The organism is Massilia putida, assembly GCF_001941825.1.
Taxonomy (GTDB): domain Bacteria; phylum Pseudomonadota; class Gammaproteobacteria; order Burkholderiales; family Burkholderiaceae_D; genus Telluria; species Telluria putida.
Window position 1 is genome coordinate 6,565,911 of the sequence record NZ_CP019038.1, and the last position, 24,750, is coordinate 6,590,660.

22 protein-coding genes are annotated in these 24,750 nt (G+C 69.6%); 11 read left to right on the forward strand and 11 right to left on the reverse strand.

Annotated elements, in window-relative coordinates; genetic code table 11:
• The first annotated feature begins 7 nt into the window (after positions 1 to 7).
• From BVG12_RS31450 to BVG12_RS31500, 11 genes are read left to right on the forward strand one after another with little or no spacing between them, the layout of a single operon-like run.
• On the forward strand, positions 8 to 2,791 hold the full coding sequence (locus BVG12_RS31450) for a 4Fe-4S dicluster domain-containing protein (protein WP_075796676.1): 2,784 nt from the start codon (positions 8 to 10) through the stop codon (positions 2,789 to 2,791).
• The gene (gene nrfD / locus BVG12_RS31455; protein ID WP_075795845.1) at positions 2,788 to 4,185 is read left to right on the forward strand and encodes an NrfD/PsrC family molybdoenzyme membrane anchor subunit; all 1,398 of its coding nucleotides are present in this window, start codon (positions 2,788 to 2,790) and stop codon (positions 4,183 to 4,185) included. The genes BVG12_RS31450 and nrfD overlap by 4 nt, the downstream gene beginning before the upstream one ends.
• Positions 4,182 to 4,718: a DUF3341 domain-containing protein gene (locus BVG12_RS31460; protein WP_075795846.1), complete on the forward strand. Its 537-nt coding sequence runs from the start codon at positions 4,182 to 4,184 to the stop codon at positions 4,716 to 4,718. The genes nrfD and BVG12_RS31460 overlap by 4 nt, the downstream gene beginning before the upstream one ends.
• Entirely contained in the window at positions 4,715 to 5,314 is a 600-nt protein-coding gene (locus tag BVG12_RS31465; protein ID WP_075795847.1) for a c-type cytochrome, read from the forward strand. Before BVG12_RS31460 ends, BVG12_RS31465 begins: the two co-directional genes overlap by 4 nt.
• Positions 5,311 to 6,348, forward strand: a complete 1,038-nt coding sequence (locus tag BVG12_RS31470; protein ID WP_075795848.1) for a hypothetical protein — start codon at positions 5,311 to 5,313, stop codon at positions 6,346 to 6,348. Before BVG12_RS31465 ends, BVG12_RS31470 begins: the two co-directional genes overlap by 4 nt.
• Positions 6,341 to 6,745: a hypothetical protein gene (locus BVG12_RS31475; RefSeq protein WP_075795849.1), complete on the forward strand. Its 405-nt coding sequence runs from the start codon at positions 6,341 to 6,343 to the stop codon at positions 6,743 to 6,745. The genes BVG12_RS31470 and BVG12_RS31475 overlap by 8 nt, the downstream gene beginning before the upstream one ends.
• A complete protein-coding gene (locus BVG12_RS31480) occupies positions 6,742 to 7,518 on the forward strand; it encodes an SCO family protein (protein ID WP_075795850.1) in 777 nt (258 codons plus the stop codon). The genes BVG12_RS31475 and BVG12_RS31480 overlap by 4 nt, the downstream gene beginning before the upstream one ends.
• Positions 7,515 to 8,465, forward strand: a complete 951-nt coding sequence (gene coxB, locus BVG12_RS31485) for a cytochrome c oxidase subunit II (protein ID WP_075795851.1) — start codon at positions 7,515 to 7,517, stop codon at positions 8,463 to 8,465. The genes BVG12_RS31480 and coxB overlap by 4 nt, the downstream gene beginning before the upstream one ends.
• Entirely contained in the window at positions 8,440 to 10,086 is a 1,647-nt protein-coding gene (gene ctaD / locus BVG12_RS31490) for a cytochrome c oxidase subunit I (protein WP_083685555.1), read from the forward strand. The genes coxB and ctaD overlap by 26 nt, the downstream gene beginning before the upstream one ends.
• Positions 10,083 to 10,739, forward strand: a complete 657-nt coding sequence (locus BVG12_RS31495; protein ID WP_075795852.1) for a cytochrome c oxidase subunit 3 — start codon at positions 10,083 to 10,085, stop codon at positions 10,737 to 10,739. Before ctaD ends, BVG12_RS31495 begins: the two co-directional genes overlap by 4 nt.
• Before the next feature lies 1 nt (position 10,740).
• Positions 10,741 to 11,067, forward strand: a complete 327-nt coding sequence (locus tag BVG12_RS31500; protein ID WP_075795853.1) for a cytochrome C oxidase subunit IV family protein — start codon at positions 10,741 to 10,743, stop codon at positions 11,065 to 11,067.
• On the opposite strand, the gene BVG12_RS31505 is transcribed toward BVG12_RS31500, so the two are convergent.
• The 11 genes from BVG12_RS31505 to galB form a co-directional block, all read right to left on the reverse strand.
• Entirely contained in the window at positions 11,044 to 11,232 is a 189-nt protein-coding gene (locus BVG12_RS31505; protein WP_075795854.1) for a hypothetical protein, read from the reverse strand. The genes BVG12_RS31500 and BVG12_RS31505 overlap by 24 nt on opposite strands.
• Positions 11,232 to 12,032, reverse strand: a complete 801-nt coding sequence (locus BVG12_RS31510; protein ID WP_075795855.1) for a YdcF family protein — start codon at positions 12,030 to 12,032, stop codon at positions 11,232 to 11,234. The genes BVG12_RS31505 and BVG12_RS31510 overlap by 1 nt, the downstream gene beginning before the upstream one ends.
• A 52-nt stretch (positions 12,033 to 12,084) precedes the next feature.
• Positions 12,085 to 13,287, reverse strand: coding sequence for a family 1 glycosylhydrolase (locus BVG12_RS31515; protein ID WP_075795856.1), 1,203 nt, complete (start codon positions 13,285 to 13,287; stop codon positions 12,085 to 12,087).
• The gene (locus tag BVG12_RS31520; RefSeq protein ID WP_075795857.1) at positions 13,287 to 14,444 is read right to left on the reverse strand and encodes an alpha-hydroxy acid oxidase; all 1,158 of its coding nucleotides are present in this window, start codon (positions 14,442 to 14,444) and stop codon (positions 13,287 to 13,289) included. Before BVG12_RS31520 ends, BVG12_RS31515 begins: the two co-directional genes overlap by 1 nt.
• A gap of 14 nt (positions 14,445 to 14,458) precedes the next feature.
• Complete coding sequence (locus BVG12_RS31525) at positions 14,459 to 16,192, reverse strand: GMC family oxidoreductase (RefSeq protein WP_083685557.1); 1,734 nt, start codon at positions 16,190 to 16,192, stop codon at positions 14,459 to 14,461.
• Entirely contained in the window at positions 16,093 to 16,707 is a 615-nt protein-coding gene (locus BVG12_RS31530) for a gluconate 2-dehydrogenase subunit 3 family protein (protein WP_075795859.1), read from the reverse strand. The genes BVG12_RS31525 and BVG12_RS31530 overlap by 100 nt, the downstream gene beginning before the upstream one ends.
• Positions 16,704 to 17,441, reverse strand: a complete 738-nt coding sequence (locus tag BVG12_RS31535) for a hypothetical protein (RefSeq protein ID WP_075796678.1) — start codon at positions 17,439 to 17,441, stop codon at positions 16,704 to 16,706. Before BVG12_RS31535 ends, BVG12_RS31530 begins: the two co-directional genes overlap by 4 nt.
• Positions 17,442 to 17,647: 206 nt before the next feature.
• Positions 17,648 to 19,435: a thiamine pyrophosphate-requiring protein gene (locus BVG12_RS31540; protein ID WP_075795860.1), complete on the reverse strand. Its 1,788-nt coding sequence runs from the start codon at positions 19,433 to 19,435 to the stop codon at positions 17,648 to 17,650.
• Between the two features lie 30 nt (positions 19,436 to 19,465).
• Complete coding sequence (locus BVG12_RS31545; RefSeq protein WP_075795861.1) at positions 19,466 to 20,479, reverse strand: SDR family oxidoreductase; 1,014 nt, start codon at positions 20,477 to 20,479, stop codon at positions 19,466 to 19,468.
• 364 nt (positions 20,480 to 20,843) lie between these two features.
• Entirely contained in the window at positions 20,844 to 21,725 is an 882-nt protein-coding gene (locus tag BVG12_RS31550; protein ID WP_075795862.1) for a PEP-CTERM sorting domain-containing protein, read from the reverse strand.
• A gap of 210 nt (positions 21,726 to 21,935) precedes the next feature.
• Positions 21,936 to 24,725: a beta-galactosidase GalB gene (gene galB / locus BVG12_RS31555; RefSeq protein WP_075795863.1), complete on the reverse strand. Its 2,790-nt coding sequence runs from the start codon at positions 24,723 to 24,725 to the stop codon at positions 21,936 to 21,938.
• Positions 24,726 to 24,750: the final 25 nt, after the last annotated feature.

Below are 24,750 nucleotides of genomic sequence, written 5' to 3' on the forward strand. Positions count from 1 at the left end.
GCTGAAAATGATGGAGCACGATCATCCGATATTTCCGATTGCCCAGGACGAACCGGCCCGGCGCCGCTTCCTGAAGCTGATGGCCGCGTCGGCGGCGCTGGCGGGCGCAGGCTGCAGCGGGCCGCCGGCCGAGCCCATCGTCCCGTACGTGACGATGCCGGAACAGGGCGTGCCGGGGCTGCCGATGTTTTATGCGACCGCCTTCGTGCGCCGCGGTCTCGCCCACGGCGTGCTGGTGGAATCGAACATGGGGCGGCCGACGAAGGTCGAGGGCAATCCCGACCATCCCGTCGGTGCCGGCACGACCGACGTGTTCGCGCAGGCGTCGATCCTGCAGCTGTGGGACCCGGACCGCTCGCAGGCCGTGTTCCGCGGCGACGAGATGTCGACATGGGGCGCGTTCGAGGCCGCGCTGCAGGCGCGCCGCCCCCGCTTCGAACGGGACGGGGGAGCAGGCCTGCGCATCCTGACGGGCACCGTCACGTCGCCCACGCTGGCGCACCAGATCGCGGCCCTGCAACAGCGCCTGCCGAACGCGCGCTGGCACGCGTGGGACCCGCTGCACGACGACGGCGCCGCGCAGGCGTCGCAGCTCGCGTTCGGCCGGCCGCTCGACGCCTTGTACCGGCTGGACGAGGCGAGCGTCGTGCTCGCGCTGGACGCCGACCTGTTCGGCTCCATGCCCGGCAGCCTGGCCCACGCGCGGACGTTCACGGCGCCGCGCCGGCTGGGCGCGCGCGCCGGCGCGAACCGCCTGTACGTGCTGGAAGCGACGCCGACGCTGACCGGGGCCTATGCCGACGCGCGCCTCGCCCGCGCCCCGCACGAGATCGAAGCCGCGCTGTGGCGCATCGCCGCGCGCCTCGGCGCCGCGCCGGACACGGGCCGCGCTGCCGACCCGGCCCTGGACCGGTGGGAAGCGGCGGTCGCGAAGGCGCTCGACGGCGCCCGCGGCCGGGCCCTCGTCGTCGCCGGCCCGGCCGTGAGCCCGGCGGGTCGTGCGCTGGCCTACGTATTGACGCGGCGCCTGAACGGCCCGCAGGCCTTCATCGATCCGGTCGAGCGCAGCCCGCTGAACCACGGCGAGTCCATCGCCGCGCTGGCCGACGACATGCGCGCCGGCCGCGTCGACACACTGCTGATCCTGGACGCGAACCCCGCCTACGACGCGCCGGCCGACCTGGATTTTGCGACATTGCTGCAACGCGTGCCGCTCGGCGCGCACCTGGGCCTGTACCGCGACGAGACGGCGCGCGCGGCCGGCTGGCACCTGCCGATGGCGCATGGGTACGAGGCGTGGAGCGACGCCCGCGCGCACGACGGCACGGCGACGATCGTGCAACCGCTGATCGCGCCGCTGTACGGCGGGCGCTCCACGCACGAGATCCTCGCGCTGCTGGCGGGCACGGACGCACGCGACGGCCACGCCCTCGTGCGCGCCTCCTGGCCGGACGGCGACGATGCGTGGCGCGACAGCCTGCGCCGGGGCATCGTCGACGGCAGCGCATCGGTGCCGGTCGCACCGCCCGCCGCACGGCCCATCGCCGCGCCCGCCGCGGCGGCGGCGGCACCGCTCGTCGCATTGTTCGCGCCCGATCCGGCCGTCGACGGGGGCGCCTTCGCCAACAACGCCTGGCTGCAGGAATTGCCGCGCCCCCTCACGTCCCTTACGTGGGATAACGCGGCCCTCGTCGGTCCGGCCACGGCATCTCGTCTGCATCTCGCGGACGGCATGGTGGCGCGCCTGCGCGCGGAGGGCCGGACGATCGAAGCCCCGGTACTCGTCGTGGCGGGGCAGGCCGAGGGCGTCGTCACGCTGCCGCTGGGGTATGGACGCCGCGCGGCGGGCGGCGTCGGGGAGGGCGTCGGCTTCGACGCGTATCGTCTGCGCACCCGCGCCGCGCTGGCGGCCGCGCCCGCGCTGACGGTGGAGACGACCGGCCGCACGCACGATCTCGTGTTCCGCCAGCGCGAGGTCGACATGCACGGCCGCGATCCGGTCCACGTGCGTGAACTCGCACGCGGCGCGCCGCGCGGGCAGGAGAAGGAACGGCACGCGTCGATGTACCCGGAGCGCGAGGGCGATCGCGGCGAGTACAAATGGGGCATGGCCATCGACCTGAATACCTGCATCGGCTGCGCCTCGTGCACCGTCGCGTGCCAGGCCGAGAACAACATCCCCGTCGTCGGCAAGGAAGAAGTGCGGCGCGGGCGCAGCATGCACTGGATCCGGGTCGACCGCTACCAGGCCGGCGCGCGGACGCTATTTCAACCCGTGCCGTGCATGCATTGCGAGCACGCGCCATGCGAGGAAGTGTGCCCCGTCGGCGCCACGATGCACGACAGCGAAGGCCTCAACGTGCAGGTCTATAACCGCTGCATCGGCACGCGCTTCTGCTCCAACAATTGCCCCTACAAGGTCCGGCGCTTCAACTTCCTGCAGTATTCGAACCAGAAGGTCGAGAGCCTGAAGGCGTTGCAGAATCCGGAGGTGACGGTGCGGCGGCGCGGCGTGATGGAGAAATGCAGCTACTGCCTGCAGAGGATCACCCGCGCCCGCATCGAGGCCGAGAAGGCCGGGCGGCGCATCCGCGACGGCGAGATGGTCACCGCCTGCCAGGCCGTGTGCCCCACGCGCGCGATCCGCTTCGGCGATTTGAACGATCCGTCCAGCGACGTCGTCGCGGCCAAGGCGTCGCCGCTCGACTACCACCTGCTGGAAGAACTCAACACGCGGCCGCGCACGAGCTACCTGACGCGCGTGCTGAATCCCGATCCGGAGCTGGAATGAGCACGCCGGACACACGGGCCGGCAGCGACAGCCTGCACTCGCGCGGCAGCGACGTGCTGCGCCCGGGCTGGGGTTATGCGAGCGTCACGGACAAGATCGCGAACATCGTCCTGACGGACCATTTCGGCTGGCGCTGGTGGACGGCGTTCCTGTTCGCGTCCGCCGGCGTGTGCGCGCTGCTGCTCGCCGTCACATGGCTGCTCGTGAAGGGCATCGGCATCTGGGGCGTCGACATACCCGTCGCGTGGGGCTATGCCATCGGCAATTTCGTGTGGTGGATCGGGATCGGCCACGCGGGCACGTTCATCTCCGCCGTCCTCCTGCTGCTGCGCCAGAAGTGGCGCACCTCCATCAACCGCTTCGCCGAGGCGATGACCCTGTTCGCGGCGTCCATCGCCGGCCTGTTCCCGATCCTGCACCTGGGCCGGCCGTGGTTCTTCTACTGGCTCGTGCCTTACCCGAACGTGATGAACGTGTGGCCGCAATGGCGCAGTCCCCTCGTGTGGGACTTCTTCGCCATCGCGACGTACCTGACGGTCTCGCTGCTGTTCTGGTACGTCGGCCTGATCCCCGACCTGGCCACGCTGCGCGACCGCGCGGGCCAGCGGGGCGAGCGCGCGGCGCAAATTGCGTACGGCCTGCTGGCGCTGGGCTGGCGCGGCGAGGCGCGGCACTGGGCGCGCTACGAATGGGCGTATCTGCTGCTGGCGGGACTCGCGACGCCGCTCGTCGTGTCGGTCCACACGATCGTCTCGCTCGACTTCGCCGTCGGGAACACGCCCGGCTACCACTCGACCATCTTCCCGCCATACTTCGTCGCCGGCGCGTTGTTCTCCGGCTTCGCGATGGTGCTGACCCTGGCGATCCCGCTGCGCCGCGCGTTCGGCCTGCACGATTTCATCACGGGCCGGCACCTGGCCAACGCGGCCAAGGTGCTGCTCGCGACGAGCTGGCTCGTGAGCTACGGCTACCTGGCCGAGATCTTCACGGCGTTCTACAGCGGCGACGTCTACGAGCGCTACATGACGGTGAACCGCTTCACGGGGCCGTATGCGCCGGTGTACTGGGCCATGCTGACCTGTAACGTGCTCGTGCCGCAGCTGTTCTGGTTCCGGCGCGTGCGCCACAGCGTGGCGCTGCTGTTCCTGCTCAGTCTCGTCATCAACTGCGGCATGTGGATGGAGCGCTTCCTCATCGTCGTCACGTCGCTGCATCGCGATTACCTGCCGTCCGCCTGGGGCATGTTCTACCCGACGCGCTGGGACTGGATCACGCTGTTCGGTTCCATCGCGCTGTTCGTCTGGCTGTTCCTGCTGTTCGTGCGCCTTTTGCCCGCCATCTCGATCGCCGAGATGCGCGAGCTCGTACGCGAATCCGCGCAGGGGGAAGCATGAGCGACCATGCGCTCTACGGCCTGCTGGCGGAATTTCCCAGCGCGGACAGCCTGTGCGCGGCCGCGCGCCACGTGCGGGCGCGCGGCTGGACGAAGGTCGAGGCATATTCACCGTACGCCATCGAGGGGCTCGACGACATCATCGGTGCCGAAAAGGGCTGGATCGCGCCCCTCACGCTGCTGGGCGGGATCCTGGGCGGCGCGGGCACGTACTTCCTGCAATGGTATGCGGCCGTCGTCGACTATCCGATCAATATCGGCGGCCGGCCGTTGAACAGCTGGCCCGCGTTCATCCCGGCCACGTTCGAGATCACGATCCTCGGCGCCGCGCTGGCGGCGACGGTCGCGATGCTGGCATTGAACGGCTTGCCGCGCCTGTACCACCCGCTGTTCGAGGTCGAGGAATTCGAGCTCGCGAGCCGCAACCGCTTCTTTTTGTGCCTGCCCGCGCGCGATCCCGTGTTCGCACCCGGCCCCGCGCGCGACCTGCTCGAAGAACTGCATCCGCTGCTGCTGCGCGAGGTGCCGGCATGATCCGCCTGCTGTCCACATTGACGGCGGCGTGCCTGCTGGCGGGCTGCGAAGGCGCCAAGCAGGACATGTACGACCAGCCGCGTTATAAAACGTACGCACCGAGCCCGCTGTTCGAGGATGGCGCGGCGGCGCGGCCGCCCGTCGCGGGCACGGTGCCGCGCGCCCGCGGGGCGTTCGCCGACAGCTCCGGTGGAAGCAAGGGCGCCGACCTCGTGCAGCGCGACATCGAGGCCGAGCGGGCGCAGACGAACCCGTACCCCGTCGACATGACGTTGCTGAAGCGCGGCCAGGACCGCTACATGATCTATTGCATGCCTTGCCACAGCCCGGCCGGCGACGGCGACGGCCTCGTCGTGCGGCGCGGCTTCCCGGCGCCGCCGACGTACCACCAGGACCGCTTGCGCAACGTCCCCGACCGCCATATCTACGACGTGATCAGGAACGGCTACGGCGTGATGGTGCCGTACGGCGACCGCGTCGAACCGGCCGACCGCTGGGCGATCGTCGCCTTCATCCGCGCACTGCAACTGAGCCAGCACGCGGAGGTGGCAACGCTTCCGCCGGACGTGCGCGCGCACCTGGGAGGGCAGCCATGAAGCGACGGACATCCGCCCTGGCGGGGCTGGCGCTGCCGGTTGTCGCGCTGATTGCGGCCTGGGCGGGTTGGTATCTGGACCTGCGCGCGCTGCTGGCCAGCTATCTGGCCGCATGGTGGTTCGTGACGGGCGCGTTGCTGGGCGGCCTGGCGAACGTGTGGCTGCACCAGTTGACGGGCGGTGCATGGGGCGAGACGATCCGCGGCCCGTTGCTGCGCGCGGCGCGCTGGCTGCCGCTCGCCTGCATCCTGTTCCTGCCCGTGCTGCTCGGCGCGCCGCTGCTGTATCCGTGGCAGCACGGCGTTCCCGGCGCGCCGGACGCCGCGTTCCGCCACGCGTGGCTCGGCCCCGTGTTCTTCACGGTGCGCAGCATCGTCTACCTCGTGCTGTGGGCCGGCCTGGCCATCGTCGAGACGCGTGCCCGCACCCGCTCGCCGGCGCGCGCCGCGGCCTGCCTGCTCGTCTACGGCTTCTCGGTCAGCCTGGCGGCCGTCGACTGGATCATGTCGCTGCAGCCGGAATGGTATTCCAGCGTGTTCGGCTGGCTGGCCGCCACGGGCCAGATGCTGACGGGGCTTGCGCTGGCGGTCCTCCTGATCGACCGCGGCGCCGCGCGCAAGCGGCTGCCGGACCTCGGCAACCTGCTGATGATGTACGTGCTGACGTGGGCCTATCTCGCGTACGTGCAATTCCTGATCATCTGGGCGGCCGACCTGCCGCACGAAATCGCGTGGTATCTGCGCCGCGGCGCGGCGGGATGGCAGGCGGTGGCGTGGGTGCTCGTCGTCGGCCACTTCGCGGGGCCGCTGTGCATCCTGCTGTCGCGCCATGCGAAGTCCGCGCCCGCGCTGATGGGCGTGCTGGCCGGCGCCCTGCTGGCGGCGCACCTGCTCGATTGCTGGTGGCTCGTGCTGCCGTCCGTCCCGCACCTGACGCGCCACTGGCTGTGGCTCGCGCCGCTCGTCGCCGGCGGCTTCGGGCTGCTGGCGTGGACGGCGCTGGAACGCCACGGAAAGGAGAGGGCGCATGTCTGACTACACCGGCGGCGATCTCGACCTGCGCGGCCTGCGCCGCGGCGCCTATGTCATCGTGGGCGGCATCGCCTGCGCGCTCGTCGCGGGCGCGCTGATGCTGCGGGAGGAGGGACCGGCCGCGAACACGCCGCCGCATGCTTTCCAGGGTGCGACACCGCTGCTGCAGCCGGCGCCGCAGCCGGACCGCGTGAGCTATCTCGAGGAAAAGCGCCGCGTTCTCGCCGGCTACGGCTGGGTCGACCGCCAGGCCGGCATCGCGCGCATTCCGCTCGACGAGGCGATGAAGCTGATGGCCGCGCAGGGCGGCGCCACGCCGGCGCCGGCCGCAAAGCCGGCGCCCGCCACGAAGGCCGGGCGGACGCCGCCGATTCTCGCGTCCGGCAAGGAGGCGCGATGAAAGCCGTCTTCGTCGTGCTCTTCGCGGCATTGCAGCTGGCCGGCGGCCCGGCCGGCGCCCAGGCGCTGGCATTGCCGCCCCCGCCGGCCGCGCGCTTCGACCCCGTGCCCGGCGCCCGGCTGCCGCTGACCGCCGTCCTGCGCGACGACGCGGGCCGCGAGGTCCGCTTGGCCACGCTGTTCGACCGCCCGGTCGTGCTGGTGCCCGGCTATTACACCTGTCCGAACCTGTGCAGTACCCTGTTCGAAGGCGTGCTGCAGGCGCTGGCACTCTCCGGCCTGGCAAAGGGCGACTATCGCCTGGTCGGCCTGTCCGTCGACCCGCGCGACGGCGCCGCCGCGGCGGCATCGAGGAAGCGGGCCTATGCCGCGCTGCTGCCCGGCGGCGCGGCCGATCTCACCCTGCTGACGGGCGACGCGGCCACGCTCGCGCGGCTGCAGGCGGCGCTCGGCTACCGCGCCGTCGCGGATCGACAGACGGGCGAACTGGCGCACGCGGCCGGTTTCGTCGTGCTGGATGAGGACGGCCGCATCGTCCGCGCGTTCTCCGGCGTGCGCTTCGACCCGGCCGGTCTGCGCGACGCCGTGAAAGCGGCCGCGCGCGACGAACCCGCGCCATCGTTCGGGCAGCAGGTGCTGCTGCTGTGCGCGCATTACGCGCCGACGTCCGGCCGCCACACCGATCTCGCCATGGCCGCCGTCCGGGGAGGCGTCCTGCTGCTGCCGCTATTGTTCCTGGGCTGGCTGTGGCGCCGGCGGGGAGAACGGTCATGAACACGGACTTCCACCTGTTGCCGGCCGATGCGGCCGCCTCGGCCTCGCGCCTGGACAGCTTCGCATTGTGCCTGCTGCTGTTGACGGGAACCGTCGCGCTGGTGCTGCTCGCGCTGATGATCGGCTTCTCCATCCGCTACCGGGCCGGGTCGAACGCCGACCGCACGCACGTGCCGAAGCAGGGCCTGTCCGTCGAAATCGCATGGACCGTGATCCCGCTGCTGCTCTTCCTCGGCATCTACGCATGGGGCGCCATCGACTACGTGAAGCTGTACCAGGCGCCGGCCAATGCGATGCCCGTGTTCGTCGTGGCCAAGCAGTGGATGTGGGAGGCGGAGCACAGGAACGGCCGGCGCGAGATCGGCCAGCTGCACCTGCCGCTGGGCCGGCCCGTGCGCATGGTGATGACGTCGCAGGACGTGATCCACAGCTTCTTCGTGCCGGACTTCCGGGTCAAGCAGGACGTCGTGCCGGGGCGCTACACGTCCATCGTGTTCACGCCGAGCCGCACGGGCGAGTACCGCCTGTACTGTGCCGAATACTGCGGCACGGAGCACGCGATGATGCTGGGCCGGATCGTCGTCATGCAGCCGGCGGCATTCGCGCAGTGGCTGGAGGCGGGGCCCCGCCAGCCCGGCATGGCGGCGCGCGGCTTCGAGCTGTACCGCCGCTACGGCTGCAGCGGATGCCACGATCCCGGTTCGAGCGTGCACGCGCCCGACCTCACCGGGCTGCTGGGCCGGCGCGTGCACCTGGCGGACGGGCGCGAGCTGACGGCCGACGAACCGTATATCCGCGACTCGATCCTCGTGCCGGCGAAGGACGTCGTCGCGGGCTACGCGCCCATCATGCCGTCGTTCGCGGGCCAGGTCGGCGAGGAAGACATCCTCGCCATCATCGAATACATCAGGGAGAGCGCGCATGACCAGCGCACAGAACGACGCTAGCATCGTCGACGAGGGCACAGCACCGCACGAGCGGCGCGAGCCGAGCTACCTGGCCGGCGGGTACCGGCTGATCGACTGGCTGACGACGCGCGACCACAAGCGCATCGCCGTGCTGTACGCGATCTCCATCACGTTCTTCTTTTTCCTCGGCGGCGTGGCGGCCGCGCTGATCCGGCTGGAACTGGCGACGCCGCAGGGAGACCTCGTCAGCGACGACACGTACAACAAGCTGTTCACGGCGCACGGCATCATCATGGTGTGGCTGTTCCTGATCCCGTCGATCCCGGCCGTGCTGGGGAATTTCCTGATGCCGCTGATGATCGGCGCGCGCGACCTCGCCTTCCCCCGCCTGAACCTCGCCAGCTGGTACCTGTACATGGCGGGCGGCGCGATCGTGCTGTGGGCGCTGCTGGCCGGGGGCGTCGACACGGGCTGGACGTTCTATACGCCGTTCTCGTCGATGTTCTCGAACTCGCACGTCGTCGCGGCGCTGTCCGGCGTGCTGGTGCTCGGATTCTCGTCGATCCTGACGGGCCTGAACTTCATCGTCAGCGTGCACACGCTGCGCGCGCGGGGCCTGTCCTGGTTCCGCCTGCCGCTGTTCGTGTGGGCGAACTACGCGACGTCGCTGATCCTCGTGCTGGCCACGCCCGTGCTGGCGATGACGCTGGTGCTGGTCGCGATCGAGCGCCTGTTCCAGGTCGGGATCTTCGACCCCGCGCTGGGCGGCGATCCGCTGCTGTTCCAGCACCTGTTCTGGTTTTATTCGCATCCGGCCGTGTACATCATGGTGCTGCCGGCGATGGGCGTCGCCAGCGAGATCATTCCGTGCTTCGCGCGCCGGCCCGTGTTCGGCTACCGCTTCATGGCCTATGCGATCCTCGCCATCGCGGTCATCGGCTTCCTCGTGTGGGGCCACCACATGTTCGTCAGCGGCCAGTCGATGTATGCGGGGATGGTGTTCTCGCTGCTGTCCTTCCTCGTCGCGATTCCCTCCGCGATCAAGGTGTTCAACTGGACGGCCACGCTGTACAAGGGCAGCATCCGGTTCTCGGCGCCGATGCTGTACGCGCTGGGCTTCGTCGGCCTGTTCACCATCGGCGGGCTGACCGGCCTGTTCCTCGCGTCGCTCGCGCTGGACGTGCACCTGTCCGACACCTATTTCGTCGTCGCCCACTTTCATTACATCATGGTGGGCGGCTCCGTGATGGCCTACCTGGGCGGCATTCACTTCTGGTGGCCCAAGGTCACCGGCCGCATGTATTCCGACACGTGGGGCAAGATCGCGGCGCTGGTCATCTTCGCCGGCTTCAACCTGACGTTCTTCCCGCAATACCTGCTGGGCTATGCGGGCATGCCGCGCCGCTACCACAGCTATCCCGGGGAATTCCAGCTGCTGCACGTGCTGTCGTCGGCCGGCGCGGTGATACTGGCGGTCGGCTACCTGATGCCGCTCGGTTACCTGGCGTGGTCGCTGCGCTACGGTGCGCGCGCGACGCCGAACCCGTGGCGCGCCACGGGCCTCGAATGGCAGACGGATTCGCCGCCGCCCGAACACAACTTCGCGATTGCGCCCGTCGTGGTCCGCGAGCCCTACGCCTACACGCCGGAGGGACCATGAGCGCGCCGGTCCTCGAGCCGCAATTCGCGAGCCACGCGCAGCAGGACTTCGCGCGCTCGTTCGGCATGTGGGTGTTCCTGGCCAGCGAGCTGCTGTTCTTCGGCCCGCTGCTGTTCGGCTACCTGTACTTGCGCATGCATGCCCCGCATGCGACGGGCATGGCCAGCCGCCACACGGACATGCTGCTGGGGACCGTCAACACGGCCGTGCTGCTGACCAGCAGCTTCTGCATGGCGCTGGCCGGCCACGCCGCGCAAGGCAACGACCGGCGCCGCGCCACGCGCCTGCTGGCGTTGACGGCCGCGTTGGGCGTCGTCTTCCTCGCCATCAAGGGCTTTGAATGGCACCAGGAATTCGATGAGCATCTGTTCCCGGGCGTCGGATTCCATCCCGCCGACGCGACCGACCCGGCCACCGTGCACGGCATCGAACTGTTCTTCCTGCTGTACTTCGCGGCGACCGCGCTTCACGCGCTGCACCTGACGATCGGCGTATCGGCCTGTGTGTGGCTGATGCTGGTCCTGCGCCATCCGCCGCCGCGCGGCCCGGGCAACGAGGCCGTCGAGCTGGCCGGCTTGTACTGGCACTTCGTCGACGTGGTGTGGATCTTCCTGTATCCCTTGCTGTACCTGACGGCGCGCTCGGGAGGCTGACGTGAACAAGGCGACCCGACCCCTCGTGCTCACGTGGATCGCGCTGCTGGTGCTGCTGGCCACGACGGCCGGCTGCGCGCTGCTGCGCCTCGGCTGGCTGAACACGGCGATCAGCCTCGCGATCGCGTTGGCGAAGGCGCTGCTCGTCGCGATCGTGTTCATGCGCCTGAGGCGCGCGCCCGCGCTGCTGCGCCTCGCGGCCGTCACGGGCGCCGTGACGCTCGTGCTGCTGTTCGGGCTGTCGCTGACGGATTACACGACCCGCACGGAATTGAAGGCGCCGTGGCAGCAGCCGGCGACGGTGTCACCCCGGTTCGGGAGCCGCTGAAGGCCGCGCCGGACCGCCATGGCGCGCGAGGCGACGCCACACTTGCTTCAGGTCCTGTGGATCGATGCCGGCCGCGTGCGCGGCGCTGGCGCCGGCGACGTGCGCCGGCGCCAGCGCTTGCGGCGAGCCGGGAGCCGGCCGGTCATGCACCACGTTCCGTGCCATCAGCGGCCGCCGGCCGCGCGCAGCCGGTACCAGACCATGCCGATCAATTCGTACGACGCATACCACGAGCGGCGCATGCCCTCGGCGCTCGGGATCCAGGCGTGGATCGACATGGGCTGGTGGCTGAAGAACATTGTGGGCGCGCTGACGACGTCCAGTCCCGCGCGCTCGAACACGGCGCGGGCGCGCGGCATGTGCATGGCGTCCGTGACGAGCAGGATGCGCTGGACGCCGTCCGCGTGCAGGATGGCGGCGCTGAACGCCGCGTTCTCGGCCGTGTCGCGCGAGCGGCCCTCGAGCCATTTCACGGGCACGCCGAAGTCCTCGCGCAACGCGGCGGCCATGCCGTCCGCTTCCGAATAGCGGCGTGCGTCCGCGTCGGCGTTGCTGCTGCCGCTGCCGCCGCTGACGAGGATGGGCAGTCCCGTTTGCCGCAGCAGGTGCGCGGCATAGCGCAGGCGCGCCAGCGCAATGTAGTCGGGGATGTCGCGGCCGTCGTACTCGGGCGCCCGGCGCAGCCGTCCCGCCGCCAGCACGACGATCGCCTGCGCACCCGCGCGCCCGGGGGCCTGCACCGGGGCCGTCATGCGCTCCAGCGGCGCGACGAGCAGCCGCGCGCCGCCCGTCGTCGACAGGATCGTCAGCAAGGCGAGCCCCGTGCCCGCGACGATGCGCCCGGCGCGCGGACGGCGGCGCCACAGCACGAGGCCGACGGCGATGACGAGGAACAGGCTGGCGGGCGGAAGGATCAGGTCGCGCGGAATCAGGTTGATCAGGTCGATTACGGGTGTGAGCGTCATGGAATGCGTTCGGAATGCGTGCGGCAAAGTAGACCGCAGGCGGCGGCCCGCGTCAAGGGGCGCGGCGCGCCGCCTTGTCCACCGCCCCGATCCGCCCGTCCCATGCCGCGATCAGGTCCCGGTACGCCGTACCCACGGGCCGGATTCGCCGCTGCAGATCGTACAGCCCGCGCGGATTGACGATGCCGCGCGCTTCGCGCAATTCGACGTGCCAGTCGATCTGGTCGGTCAGCGAATACCAGGTGAAGCCGACGACGGGCACGCCACTGCGCATCAGGCTGCGTACGTGGGCCCATTGGCAGCGCAGCCAGTCGCTGGCTTCGGTGCCGAGCCTGCCCTGGTCGAGGTTCGTCTCCGTGTGCATCATCGGCAGGCCGTAGCGTTCGGCGTACTCGCGCGCGATCATCGCGAAGCCCAGCGTTTCGCCCGCGTCACGCGTCGCGCCGTCCGGATCGACGTCGTGTTCGTTCGTCATGTAGTAGTCGCCGCCGACGATGCAGTGGCCGCACAGCGCGCGCTCCTCGAAGAAGCGGCATTCGTCCGGCGTCATGCCGTTCGCCAGCACGAAGTCGCGCTGCATGGCATCGAGGGGGCGGCCGTAGTTGAAGTCGAGCGACAGGAAGCGCAGCTGGTTGCGGCGTTCCGCTTCCGCGACGGCGTCGGGCGCCGTCGCGTGGAAGTATTCGCTCGATTCGCTTTGCACGAACACGGCGTCCGGGCGCAAGTCGAGGATCGCGTGCATCGCCAGTACATTGGCCTTGGCCAGGAACTTCAGCGCCGTCACGTAGGAACGCAGGTCGCGCGCCTGCTCGTTCCACCAGCCGAACAGCGCGGAGAACTTGGCGCACACATACATCTCGTTGACGGGCGTGTACAGGCGGATCCACGGGTAGCGCGTGGCGAAGGCCTTCGCATAGCCCTGGAACAGCTCGGGGAAATCGGGATTCTGGAAATTGCCGATCCAGTCCGGCACGCCGAAGTGGCACAGGTCGGCGATGGGGGCGATGCCGAGCCGCCGCAGTTCGCCGAAGGCCTGGTCCGCGAATTCCCAGTCGTAGCGGCCGGGGCCGAGCCAGGTCCGGTGCAAGGGCACGCCATAGCGCAAGGTGCGGATGCCCAGTTGCGCCACGAGGCCGAGGTCCGTTTTCCACTGGCGGTAATGGCCGCATTCCTCCATCTGGTCGCGGCGGATGCGGCCGTTGCCGATCGTGGGTGAGCTGTTTTCGATCCCGGTGGCGAACATGAAAGGCAGCATCAACGCCTCCCCAGCGGCGGCTGCGCGGTGACGACGCCCGGATCGATATGATGCAGGTTGTCGAGACCCGTCAGCAGCATGCAGTCCTGCAGTTCCTGTTCCAGCAGGATGAGGGCACAGGTGACGCCCTCGCGCCCGCGCGCCGCGAGGCCGTACAGCCATGCGCGGCCGGACAGGCAGGCGTGGGCGCCCAGGCCGATCGCCTTGACGATGTCGCCCCCCGTGCGGATGCCGCCGTCGAACAGCACTTCGATGCGGTCGCCCACCGCGTCGACGATTTCGGGCAGCACGGAGATCGACGACGGCGCGCCGTCCAGCTGGCGGCCCCCATGGTTCGACACGATGATCGCGTCGGCGCCGATGTCGACGGCGGTCCGCGCATCGTCCGGGTTCATGACGCCTTTCAGAATCAGCTTGCGCCGCCATTTCTCGCGCACCTGGCGCGCCGTGTTCACGTCGAACGACGCGTCGAACTGTTCCTCGATCCACTTCGACAGCGAACCGATCGAGCCGGCTTCCTTGATCTCGTGCTCGAAATTGCCGAACGTGCGACGCTTGCTGCCCGCCATGTTCGCGAGCCAGCGCGGATGCCCGACCATTTGCATGATGTTCGACGGCGTCAGGCGCGGAGGGACGGCCAGGCCGTGCTTTTCGTCGGCCCAGCGCTTGCCCTGCGTGTGCAGGTCGATCGTCAGCACGAGGGCCGAGCAGTTGGCGTCGTGGGCGCGGCGCATCAGGCTGTCATTGACCTTGTGGTCTTTCATGAGGTACAGCTGGAACCAGAACGGTTTGCCGATCGCCTCCGCCACGTCCTCGATGGAATTGATGGAGCACGTCGACAGGCAGAACGGCACGCCGAAATCGACGGCGGCGCGCGCCGCCTCGCATTCTCCGTTGGCCCACGTGAGGCCCGCGAGGCCCGTCGGGCCGAGGGCGAGCGGAATGCGCGCCGGGTCGCCGACCATCGTGACGGATGTGTCCCGGTGCGAGACGTCGCGCAGGCTGTGCTGGCGCAGCGCGAGTGCGCGCATGTCGTCGAGATTGCGCTGGACGGTCAGCTGCTGTTCGCTGCCGCCATGGATGTAGTCGAACACGACGCCGGGCAAGCGCTCCCGCGCGAGGCATTCGAGGTCGAAGATGCTGGCTACCTTGGTCATGCTGTCGTCCTTCTTCACAATTCGCCGCGCGCCGCGAGGGTCCGGATGCGCGCGCCCATGCGGCAGGCGAGGGCCTGGATCGTCAGCGACGGATTCACGCCGCCCGCCGTCGGGAACAGCGAGCCGTCGCAGATCCACAGATTCGGCACGTCCCAGCTGCGGCCATCGGCATTCACGACGCTCGTCGCGCGGTCGCTGCCCATGCGGCAGGTACCGAGGATGTGGCTCGTGTCGTCGCTCGTCCACACGTCGTGGCCACCCGCCGCTTCCAGCATCGCGCCCATGAAGCGGCGCGCGTGGTCCTGCATGCGGCGGTCGTTGTCGGAGTAGGCGAACGTCACGTGGGCGACGGGGAGGCCGTGGCGGTCGCGCACGTCCGCGAGTTCCACGCGGTTGCACGCGCGCGGCTCCGTCTCGGCGACGGCGACCAGGCCGGCCATATGGTTATAGTCGCGCATCTCGCGGCGCAGCGCCGCGCCCCACAGGTTCTTTTCGGTCACGAGCAGCTGGGCCCACGCGCGCGGCAGCGGGCCCTGGCTCATGAAGGCGTAGCCGCCGTGGAAGTCCTTGCCCGTGTCGGTGTAATTCCAGTGCTCGCACACGGCCATGTTGGGCGGCCCCTTGTACCAGCGGATCTCCTCGTCGAAGCGGGCCCACATGCCGGGGCCGGCGTGCGTCGTCAGGTGCGTGCCGACGAGGCCCGAACCGTTCGCCAGGCCGTGCGGGAACCGGTTGCACGCGGAATTCAGGAGCAGGCGCGGCGTCTCGATCGCATAGCCCGACACGACGACGTTGCGCGCCCGCTGGAAGCGCCACTGGTCGCCCCTGCGGTAGTGGATGCCTTGCGCGCGGCCGTCCTGGCCGAGTTCGATGCGGCCCGCCATCGCCAGGTCGCGCACTTCCGCGCCGGCGGCCAGCGCGCGCGGGATCCACACGATCAGCGCGCTCTGCTTGGCGTTCGTCGCGCAGCCGAAGTTGCAGAAGCCGCGGTAGACGCACGGCGGCGATTTGCCGCGCGGCGCGGACACGGTCGCCAGCGGCACGGACGCCCACGGAATCCCCATGTTCTCCGCGCCGCGCGCCAGCACGAGGCCGGCCGCGTTCATCTCGTGCTCGCGGTACGGATAGCGCCGGCGCGGCGGTCCCCACGGATAGCGCACGGGCCCGGACACGGCCAGCGCCCGCTCCGCCTCGTCGTAATACGGCGCGAGCTCCTCGTAGGTGATGGGCCAGTCGACGCCGTAGCCCAGCCGGCTGCGCGATTGAAACCAGTCGGGGCGGAAGCGCAGCGAGATCATGCTGAAGTGGACGGTCGATCCGCCCACGCCCCAGCCGGAGTTGTTGCCGCCGAGGGCCAGCGCGTCGGCGCCGCCGGAAAGGCGTTCGTCGAGCCAGTACAGCTGCTGCTGCGCTTCCTCGTCCGATGCGAAATCTTCCAGAGGCCGCCAGAACGGCCCGGCTTCGAGCACGACGACGGAAAAGCCGGCCTCCGCCAGCTTGCACGCGAGCGTGGCGCCGCCCGCGCCCGCGCCGACGATGGCGAAATCGACCGGCTCGTCGTCGCCATATTCGCGCATGGTCACCCAGCCGCCGCGCTCGAACACGTCGGGGGCGCGGCCGGCGCCCGTGCGCGGCGAATGACCCGCGCTCACCGCGCCTCCTTCGCTTCCCACGGGTCGCGGCTGTCGAAGCCGAGCCGGACGTAGCCGCGCGGGCTCGCGGGGCCGCCGAAGCCGATCTCGTTCCATGCTGCTGGATGCGCGTAATAGAAGCCGGCCGCCGTCTTGAGCAGGTGGTGGATAAAGAAGCGCCTCGCATCGAGGCCCTGCCAGCGGGGCGACGCGGCGCGGCCGTCGGCCAGCAGCTGCAGCACGGCGTCCTGCGCGGCCGTGTCCAGGCGTGCGAAGGGCAGGTCGTGCACGCGGCGCGCTTCGTCGTCGACGGCGGCCAGGCCCTGGCGCCAGGCGTCGCGCAGCGGGGGCATGTCCGGATGGCGGTAGCCTTCGCCGCGGTCGTCGAACAGCATCGCGTCGATCCACGGCGTGATCGGAATCGGATTCGCCCGCTCGGGCTGGGGCAGCAGGCGGGCATTGATCGCGTCCAGCAGTTCCCATTCGTCGGCCGTCAGCCAGCGCCGGGGCGGGACGACATCCAGGCGGTGCGCGAGGACGTCGCGCGTGACGTCGTCGAACGACGGGCTGTCCCATTTGGCCAGGACGTCGTAGCCGGGAAAGCGTGGCGGCGTGGGATGGTCCTCGTTCATGCCGCCTCCTGCGCCGCGCGCAGCGCCAGCGCCGCGCGGCCGGCCAGGGCCAGCGCGCTGAAGCTGGGCGGCGCCGGCAGCGGCGGGCCGGCCAGGATGTTCTGGCTCCAGTTGCGCCAGCCGCCCATCTGGCGCGCGATGCCGCGCGCGTGGAATCCCATCCCCAGCACCCCCAGCCACGTGCAGGCTCGCAGCAGCGCGTTCGTCAGCCGGCGCGGACCGCGCGCATGCGGCAGCGCGGCGCCGGCCAGCAGAAGGGCCGTCACGGGCGGCACGCTGACGGGCACCCACATCGCGGGATGCTGAAAGGCGCCGCGGAAGTGCAGCAGGGCCGCTTCCGCGCTCGTGCCGGCGAGGCCGAACGCGGCGAGGCCGCACAGCGCGCGTCCGCTGGGCAGGCCGGCGAGCGTCGTCGCGCCCGCGGCGACGGGGCGCGCGGCGAGGCCGATCACGCCGGCCAATGCCAGCGCGGCCGGAGCACCCAGCGGTGCCGCGTAGAACAGATTGGCCCACGACAGGCCGCCGGGCCGGCGCAGCACGTTGTAGGCGTGGAAGCCGAGTCCCGCCGTGCCGACGGCGCACGCGGTCGCATAGGGGGCGGCCGACCGCGTCCCGCGCAGCGCGCACGCCAGTAAGACGGCCGCGCTGGCGAGCGGCGCGAACATGCCCGGATTCTCGAAGTCGGCGCGGTAGTGTTCCAGCGCGCTGTCGCTCAGCACGGACGCGGCCAGCATGGCGGCCGCCTGGTACAGCCGGCGGGCTTGCGGCGCGGCGTCCGTGGCGCCGGCCGGACGCGCCGCCGGCAATGGCACCGGCGCGGGCGCGGGCAGCCTGCGGCCGGACGCGGCCCGCCCGAGCAGCAACGCGCCCAGCGCCAGGCCCAGGGTGGCGGCGCCGAGCCCGCGCGCCAGCGGGCGCGCGTCCGCGGGCGCCGCCGCGCTCACGATTTGTCCCCGGGCAGGATGGTGCTGAGCACCTGGCGCGCCACGCCGGCCAGCATCGACCCTTCGCTCGGGTCGCCCTTGCCGATGGTGGTCATGAAGTGCTTGGCCTGTTCGAGCGTGATGTGCGACGGCAGCGGCGGCACTTCGGGATCGGTCTTGAATTCGAGGACGACGGGCCGGTCGGACGCCAGCGCTTCGCGCCACGCTTCGCCCACCTTGTCGGGATCGTTGCAGAAGATGCCTTTCAGCCCGATGAGCTCCCCGAAGCGGTGGTAAGGCACGTCCGGGATCTGCTGCGTCGCCTCGAATTTCGGGTTGCCCTCCATGACGCGCTGTTCCCACGTGACCTGGTTCAGGTCCTGGTTGTTGAAGACACACACGATCCAGCGCGGGTCCTTCCACCGCTTCCAGTATTTCGACACGGTGATCAGCTCCGCCATATTATTCATCTGCATGGCGCCGTCGCCGACGAGCGCGATCACGGGGCGGTCCGGATGGGCGAACTTCGCGGCGATGGCGTAGGGCACCGCCGCGCCCATCGACGCGAGGCCGCCGGACAGCGAATACATCTGCCCGCGCTGTACCTTCAGGTCGCGCGCATACCAGTTGGCGCAGGAGCCGGAATCGCTGGTGACGATGGCGTCGCGCGCCAGGAGCGGCGACAGTTCATAGCACACGCGCTGCGGATTGATCGGGTTGGCGGACGCCAGCGCCCGTTCCTCCAGCAGCTTGTACGAGTCGCGCACTTCCTTTTCCACTTTTTCGCGCCAGCCGGTATCGGTCTTGTCCTTCAATAGCGGCAGCAGCATGCGCAACGTCTCGGCGCTGTCGCCGTGCAGGTTGACCTCGGCCGGGTAGCGGATGCTCAGCATCGACGGGTCGATGTCGATTTGCACCGCGCGCGCATGGCCTTCCTTCGGCAGGAATTCGGCGTAGGGAAAACCCGTGCCGATCATCAGCAGGGTGTCGCAATTGCTCATCAGTTCCCAACTGGCCTTCGTGCCGAGGATGCCGATCGAGCCCGTCACCCACGGCAGGTGGTCGGGCAGGGCGGCCTTGCCCAGCAGGGCCTTGGCCGCGCCGGCCTTCAGGCGCTCGGCCACGGCGATGACTTCGTCGGTCGCCTGGAGCGCGCCCGCGCCGACGAGGATCGCGACCTTGCTGCCCGCGTTCAGCACGTCGGCCGCGCGCACCAGGTCGGCCTCGTACGGGACGACGCGCGGCTTCGTGTAGCCGATGCCGGAGAAGACGTTGCCGTGCTTGCGGGCGGGGTCTTCGTACGGCTTTTCCTGCACGTCGTTCGGGAGCACGAGGACGCTCACGCCATTCCTGCCCAGCGCCGTGCGCATGGCGCGGTCGAGCAGGTGGCGCACCTGCGACGGCTGGCTCGCCTCGTAGACGTAGTCCGCCACGTCCTGGAACAGCCGCTCCAGGTTCAGCTCCTGCTGGTAGTGGGCGCCGCGCGACGTCGTCGGCGCCTGGCCCGTGATGGCCAGCACGGGCACGTGGTCCATCTTGGCGTCGTACAAGCCCGTCACCATGTGCGCCGCGCCGGGGCCGCCGGTCGACAGGCAGACGCCCGGTTCGCCCGTGAACTTCGCGTGCGCGGCGGCCATGAAGGCGCCCATCTCCTCGTGGCGCACCTGGATGAACTGGATCTTGCCTTTGGCGCGGTCGAGCGCACCCAGCACGCCGTTGATGCCGTCGCCCGGGTAGCCGAAGATGGTGCGCACGCCCCATTCGTACAGGCGTTCGACGAAGAAGTCACCCACCGTTTTGCTCATGTCGTTTCCTCTTGAAGTTCGTTGTCCGGATCAGTGGCGGCGCAGCTGGCGCAGCCCCAAGGCAAGGCCGGCGACACCCGCCGCCGCGCCCATGCCGGCCAGCAGCCAGCCGCGGTGCGTCGTGGCCCACAGCTGCATGCTGGACGTCGCCGCGCCGGCGTCGAACGTGCCGTGCGCGGCATACGGGCCGGGCACGGGACGCCACAGATTGTCCGGGCGGTCGGCCGGGATGGTGTCGCCGCGCTGCTGGCCGGCCACGCCCTTGCGCGCCAGGTAGCGGTCGAGCACGCGCGGGATGAATTTCTCGGCCAGCATGGTCGTCACCGTGGGGTAGCCGACGCAGATCTCGGCCCGGCGCGCATGCGCCGCCCAGTAGATCGCGCGGGCCGCCAGCTCCGGCTGGTAATAGGTGCCGATCGGCTTGGGGTGGTGCGTCAGCGTCGTCTTGCACCACTCGAATTGCGGCGTGTTGACGCCGGGCATGTCGACGACGGCCAGGTGGATGTCGCTGTGGTCGTGTTCGAGTTCCGTCCGCACGGACTGGGTGAACCCCTTGATCGCATGCTTGGCCCCGCAATACGGCGATTGCAGGGGAATCGAGCGGTACGCCAGCGCCGAGCTGACTTGCACGATGGTGCCGCGGTTGCGGGGCCGCATGCGCTTCAGCGCGGCCATGGTGCCCCATACGAAGCCGTGGTAGGTGACGTCGGTGACGCGGCGGAAGTCGTCCGGGGCGATGTCGGCGAACGGCGCGAACACGGTGGCCATCGCGTTGTTGACCCAGATGTCGATGGGACCCAGCTCCGTTTCCGCGCGCTCGGCGGCGGCATCGACCTGGGCGTAATCGGCCGTGTCGGCGGAGATGGCGATGGCCTGCGGCGAGCCAAGGCGCTCGGCCTCGGCGCGCGCCGCCTCCAGGCGGTCGGGATCGCGCGCGATGAGCGCGATGCGAGCGCCGTGCCGGGCGAACTGCTGGACCGCCGCGCGGCCGATACCCGCGCTGGCACCCGTGATCACGACGACTTCATGACGCGCTTCCGACATGGCGAGGCCCTCCGTTGGTGCGATGCAGGGCCAGCTTAGCACCAAGCGTCGATGAGCCGCGTCACGTTATGTTTGTGAAAAAGTTCTTGAACAAAAGCAGGATGTCGCCGAGGGACGTGTGACAGGCGCTGTTTGCGTGAAGTCGTGAATTTGCCCGGCGCCGCTGTGAGGACGACGCCAGCCGACATAATTCGCCAGGTCGCGGCTGGCCACGCCGCGAAGGCCGATCGGCCATCCACTCAACGGTTCAGGTGGACCGTTTGACTGCGGGAATGCCGAAAAGATTCCACACTTAACGCGAACCGCGCCATGAAAAAACCGCGGCCGAGACCGCGGTTTTCAGAAGGCCGATCCGAACGACCGATCAGGCTTTCGGCGCGCGGCGGCGGCGCTGTGCGCCCACCAGGCCCAGCATGCCCATGCCCAGCAGCATCATCGTGCCCGGTTCCGGCACCGCGTTAATGAAGGTGTTCGAGCCGTCGACCTTGAACACGATGTCGTTGGCACCGACGTGGTAGTCAGGGAACAGGCTGCTGCCGCCGATGTGGAAGTTGGTCGTCGCCGAGTTGCCGGCCGGGTAGTTCAGGTCCGACTCGAACTTGACGCCGAACAGCATGGCCGACACGCCTTCGAGATAGTTCGGGTCGATGAAGTCGCCAGGCTGGACTTGCAGAGCGGTCATCTTGGTCGAGCCCTGGCCGCCGGCGCCGGCGATCGTGAAGGTCGACTGGGTGTTGGTCGGCACGATGGTCAGCAGGGCGATCAGCGTGCCGTCGTCGAAACCGGTACCGCCGGTGGTCGATGCGTTGGCCGCGGTGTCATAGTAGATCGCGACCTTGTTGTTGGTCGAGGTCGGATCCAGGCCGAAGGTGGCGGTGTTGCCGGTGAGGCTCGTCACTTTTTCGGTCAGCTTGGCGACGATCGTGAATTCGAAATTCTTGCCGGCGCCCTTGACGCCGTTGGCGTTGAAGTCCAGGCCGTTGAACGCGGCGGTCGTGTCGCCGTCGACGCTGGCCAGGTTCGACTGGTACAGGAACTGGAAGCTCTGGCCCACGGTCAGTGGGGCGCCGAACGGGCCGACGCCTTTGGCGACGCCGCTACCGGTCGTGTTCCAGTCCAGGGTGGTGGATCCCGTCGACAGGACGTTGGTGCCGTCCTTCAGGGTGAAAGCTTGTGCCGACGATCCGGCGAAAGCGAAGCCGAGGGCGGCAACAACCGGAATTAGTTTGCGGAACGATTTGATCATGTTAGCTCCAAGTCATCTGCTGGTTTAAGGTATCGGGGGGATAGTCCAGCGCTTGTCTGCAAGCACGTCACAATCTGTGCAAATCACGTGCCAGATCAAACCCCTATCTTTTAAATCAATGACTTGGGCATAAAATCCCAAGAACTCTCACGTTTCGCGCCGAGAGATGTAAAAATTTTCGACAGCTGATTTTGCAATTGGGAAATTATCTTAGTCCGTCGCTGGCCGGCTGCGCAACGTTACCGCCGTTCCTGCCAGCCCGGCGCCGGCCGCGCGCACCGTGATGGTGCCGCCGGCGCCGGCCTTCGCCCGCACGATGCCCAGCACCAGCCCGTTGAACGCGGCCCGTTCCGGCGACTGGAACGACTCGAAGCTCGTCGGATCGCCGTTGTCGGTGGCGACGAGTTCCCCGGGGCCCTCGACGGTGAATCGCACGCGGTCTTTCGCGCGCGGCGCGGGGGCGCCCGTCTTGTCGACGATGCGCACGGTGACGAACGCCAGGTCGCGGCCGTCGCTCGCGAGCGCCGTGCGGTCGGCCTGTGCCTGCAGGGCGGCTGGGGCGAGCGCCGTCCGCACGGTCTCGCGCGCCCATTCGCGACCGTCCTTGTACGCGACGACCGTGATCTCGCCCGGTTCGTACGTCACGGCATCCCAGCGCAAGCGGTAGGCGTACGGCGCCTTTTTCTGGCGCCCCTGCGATTTGCCGTTGACGAACAGCTCGGCCTCGTCGCCCGACGTAAACACGTGCACCGGCGTGACCAGGCCGACGCGGTCCGGCCACGTCCAGTGCGGCAGCACGTGCACCATGGGCAGGTCGGCGCGCCAGCGCGACTGGTACAGGTAATAGCGGTCTTTCGGGAAGCCGGCCAGGTCGACGATGCCGGAGTAGGCGCTGCGCGCGCCGTAGTATGGTGTCGGCTCGCCCAGGTAGTCGAAACCGGTCCAGACGAATTCGCCGGCCACGTAGGGGTTGTGGTCGAGTGAGGCGAACACCTTGTCGGCGGACGCGCCAAAATCGACGGCGTACAGTTCGTAGGCGCTGACCTGCTGGTTCGCCGAATCGCCTCCGCGGCCATCGCGGACAATGGAGCTGTTCGTCGGATGCACCGGGAACAGGTAGACGCCGCGGCTGCTGAAGGCCGACGCGGATTCGGTGCTGAGGATCGTCTTGTCCGGGAATCTGGCATGGAATAGCGGGTACTGCGGTGGCGTGCGGATCCGGTCGGTGCCTTCGAATTCCGGATCCTGGCGGATCCCTTCGCCCTGGTAGTTCAGGCCGATGACATCGACCTCCGCAGGCAGCGGCATGTCCGACTTGGCGTAGTTCATGGCCGTCGTCGTCGGCCGGGTCGGATCTTCCTCGTGCGCGATGGCCACCAGTTCGCGGCCGACGGTGGCCCCTTCTTCGCCCGTGTACTGCTCGCCGACTTCGTTCCCCACGCTCCACAGGATGATGGACGGGTGATTGCGGTCGCGCCGGATCATCGCGCGCAGGTCCTGCTCGTGCCAGTCGGGGAAGATCAGGTGGAAGTCCAGCGGCGTCTTCTTGCGCTGCCAGGAATCGAACACCTCGTCCATCACGAGGAAGCCCATGCGGTCGGCGAGGTCCAGCAGCTGCGGGTCGGGCGGATTGTGGCTCATGCGCAGGGCGTTGGCTCCCATCGCGCGCATGATCTCCAGCTGGCGCTCGGCCGCGCGCGCATTGAACGCGGCGCCCAGCGCGCCCAGGTCGTGGTGGTTGTTCACGCCGCGCAGGGGGATGTGTTCGCCGTTGACGATGACGCCGCGGTCCGGGTCGAAGCGCACGGTGCGGATGCCGAACGGCGTCTCGTAGCGGTCGACGACGCGGCCGTCCTGGCGCACGGTGGCCACGAGCGCGTAGCGGTGCGGCGTCTGCGTGGGCGGGGGACCCCACAGGCGCGGCTTGGTCACAACCGTCGCGCCACTGACGGTGCCGCTCGCGCCCGCCGCGACCATCACGGGGGCCGACACGGTCGTCGCGACGGCCTTGCCGTCGACGCGTCCATGCTCGTCCAGCGGGTACAACTCCGTCGTCACCGTCGCCTCGGCAGGCGCGGGGCCGTCGTTGTCGAGCGCGATCCGCCACGCGACGCGCGCCGCTTCGGCCAAGGCCTGCGGCGTCGCCTCGGACGTCGTCACCGTCACGCCCCACTGGCCCACGTGGACGGGCGCCGTCTTCGTCAGCCACACGTCGCGGTACAGGCCCGCGCCCGGATACCAGCGCGCGGATTCCGGCGGGTTGTCGAGGCGGATCGCGAGCTGGTTGACCGCGCCCGGCCGCAGCCAGGGCGTCAGGTCGATGCGGAACGAGTTGTAGCCGTAGGGCCAGCCGCCCGCGAGGTGGCCGTTGACCCACACGCTGGCGTACGACATGGCCCCGCCCACGTGGAGGAAGATCTGCTTGCCGCGGTCCGCAGCGGGGATGTCCAGCTTGCGGCGATACCAGGCCGGGCCCCACGTCTTGAGGCGGCCCATGCCGCCGTACGGGCCCGTCGCGAGGAACGGGCCTTCGATGGCCCAGTCGTGCGGCAGCGTGACGGCGCGCCAGGCGCTGTCGTCGAACGCGGCGCGGGTGAACGGGGCGTCGATGGCAGGTTCCGCCGCCGGGCGCGCGTGGCGGTGGGCCGGGTCGCGGATGAAGGCGTTGCCGGTCGGGAGGATCCAGGGTTTCAGCACGGGCGTGTGCGCGCGCGCGACCTTGGCCGCTTCCTCGGGCATGGCGTCCGCCACCTTGCCGTCGGCGGACGCGGTCACTTCCGGCCGCACATCATATAAGTACGGCGCGGAGCCGCCCGCAGGATCGCCCGCGTGAAAGCGCCAGCCGTCGTCCAGCAGGATGCGCTGGCGCGGCGCCAGGCGGTCGGTCGCGGCCCGGGCGTGGGCGACGATGGGTGAAACGGCGGGCAGCACGGTGGCCGCCAGGGCGATGGCGAGCGCGGATGCGAGCCGGCGCGCGGCCTTGTGACGCGTGTCTTGCATAGTCTCCTCCGGGGAAGGCGATCGG

Excerpts from the sequence above, each read along its gene's own strand:
- BVG12_RS31530 (WP_075795859.1), bottom strand. The coding sequence starts at position 16,707 with ATGAACGAGGACCATCCCACGCCGCCACGCTTTCCCGGCTACGACGTC.
- BVG12_RS31545 (WP_075795861.1), bottom strand. The coding sequence starts at position 20,479 with ATGTCGGAAGCGCGTCATGAAGTCGTCGTGATCACGGGTGCCAGCGCG.
- BVG12_RS31510 (WP_075795855.1), bottom strand. The coding sequence starts at position 12,032 with ATGACGCTCACACCCGTAATCGACCTGATCAACCTGATTCCGCGCGAC.
- BVG12_RS31480 (WP_075795850.1), top strand. The coding sequence starts at position 6,742 with ATGAAAGCCGTCTTCGTCGTGCTCTTCGCGGCATTGCAGCTGGCCGGC.
- BVG12_RS31505 (WP_075795854.1), bottom strand. The coding sequence starts at position 11,232 with ATGGCACGGAACGTGGTGCATGACCGGCCGGCTCCCGGCTCGCCGCAA.
- BVG12_RS31540 (WP_075795860.1), bottom strand. The coding sequence starts at position 19,435 with ATGAGCAAAACGGTGGGTGACTTCTTCGTCGAACGCCTGTACGAATGG.
- BVG12_RS31550 (WP_075795862.1), bottom strand. The coding sequence starts at position 21,725 with ATGATCAAATCGTTCCGCAAACTAATTCCGGTTGTTGCCGCCCTCGGC.
- BVG12_RS31535 (WP_075796678.1), bottom strand. The coding sequence starts at position 17,441 with ATGCTGGCCGCGTCCGTGCTGAGCGACAGCGCGCTGGAACACTACCGC.
- BVG12_RS31495 (WP_075795852.1), top strand. The coding sequence starts at position 10,083 with ATGAGCGCGCCGGTCCTCGAGCCGCAATTCGCGAGCCACGCGCAGCAG.
- BVG12_RS31460 (WP_075795846.1), top strand. The coding sequence starts at position 4,182 with ATGAGCGACCATGCGCTCTACGGCCTGCTGGCGGAATTTCCCAGCGCG.
- coxB (WP_075795851.1), top strand. The coding sequence starts at position 7,515 with ATGAACACGGACTTCCACCTGTTGCCGGCCGATGCGGCCGCCTCGGCC.
- BVG12_RS31470 (WP_075795848.1), top strand. The coding sequence starts at position 5,311 with ATGAAGCGACGGACATCCGCCCTGGCGGGGCTGGCGCTGCCGGTTGTC.
- galB (WP_075795863.1), bottom strand. The coding sequence starts at position 24,725 with ATGCAAGACACGCGTCACAAGGCCGCGCGCCGGCTCGCATCCGCGCTC.
- BVG12_RS31465 (WP_075795847.1), top strand. The coding sequence starts at position 4,715 with ATGATCCGCCTGCTGTCCACATTGACGGCGGCGTGCCTGCTGGCGGGC.
- BVG12_RS31525 (WP_083685557.1), bottom strand. The coding sequence starts at position 16,192 with ATGGAACGAGATCGGCTTCGGCGGCCCCGCGAGCCCGCGCGGCTACGT.
- BVG12_RS31515 (WP_075795856.1), bottom strand. The coding sequence starts at position 13,287 with ATGCTGCCTTTCATGTTCGCCACCGGGATCGAAAACAGCTCACCCACG.
- BVG12_RS31450 (WP_075796676.1), top strand. The coding sequence starts at position 8 with ATGATGGAGCACGATCATCCGATATTTCCGATTGCCCAGGACGAACCG.
- BVG12_RS31475 (WP_075795849.1), top strand. The coding sequence starts at position 6,341 with ATGTCTGACTACACCGGCGGCGATCTCGACCTGCGCGGCCTGCGCCGC.
- nrfD (WP_075795845.1), top strand. The coding sequence starts at position 2,788 with ATGAGCACGCCGGACACACGGGCCGGCAGCGACAGCCTGCACTCGCGC.
- BVG12_RS31520 (WP_075795857.1), bottom strand. The coding sequence starts at position 14,444 with ATGACCAAGGTAGCCAGCATCTTCGACCTCGAATGCCTCGCGCGGGAG.
- ctaD (WP_083685555.1), top strand. The coding sequence starts at position 8,440 with ATGACCAGCGCACAGAACGACGCTAGCATCGTCGACGAGGGCACAGCA.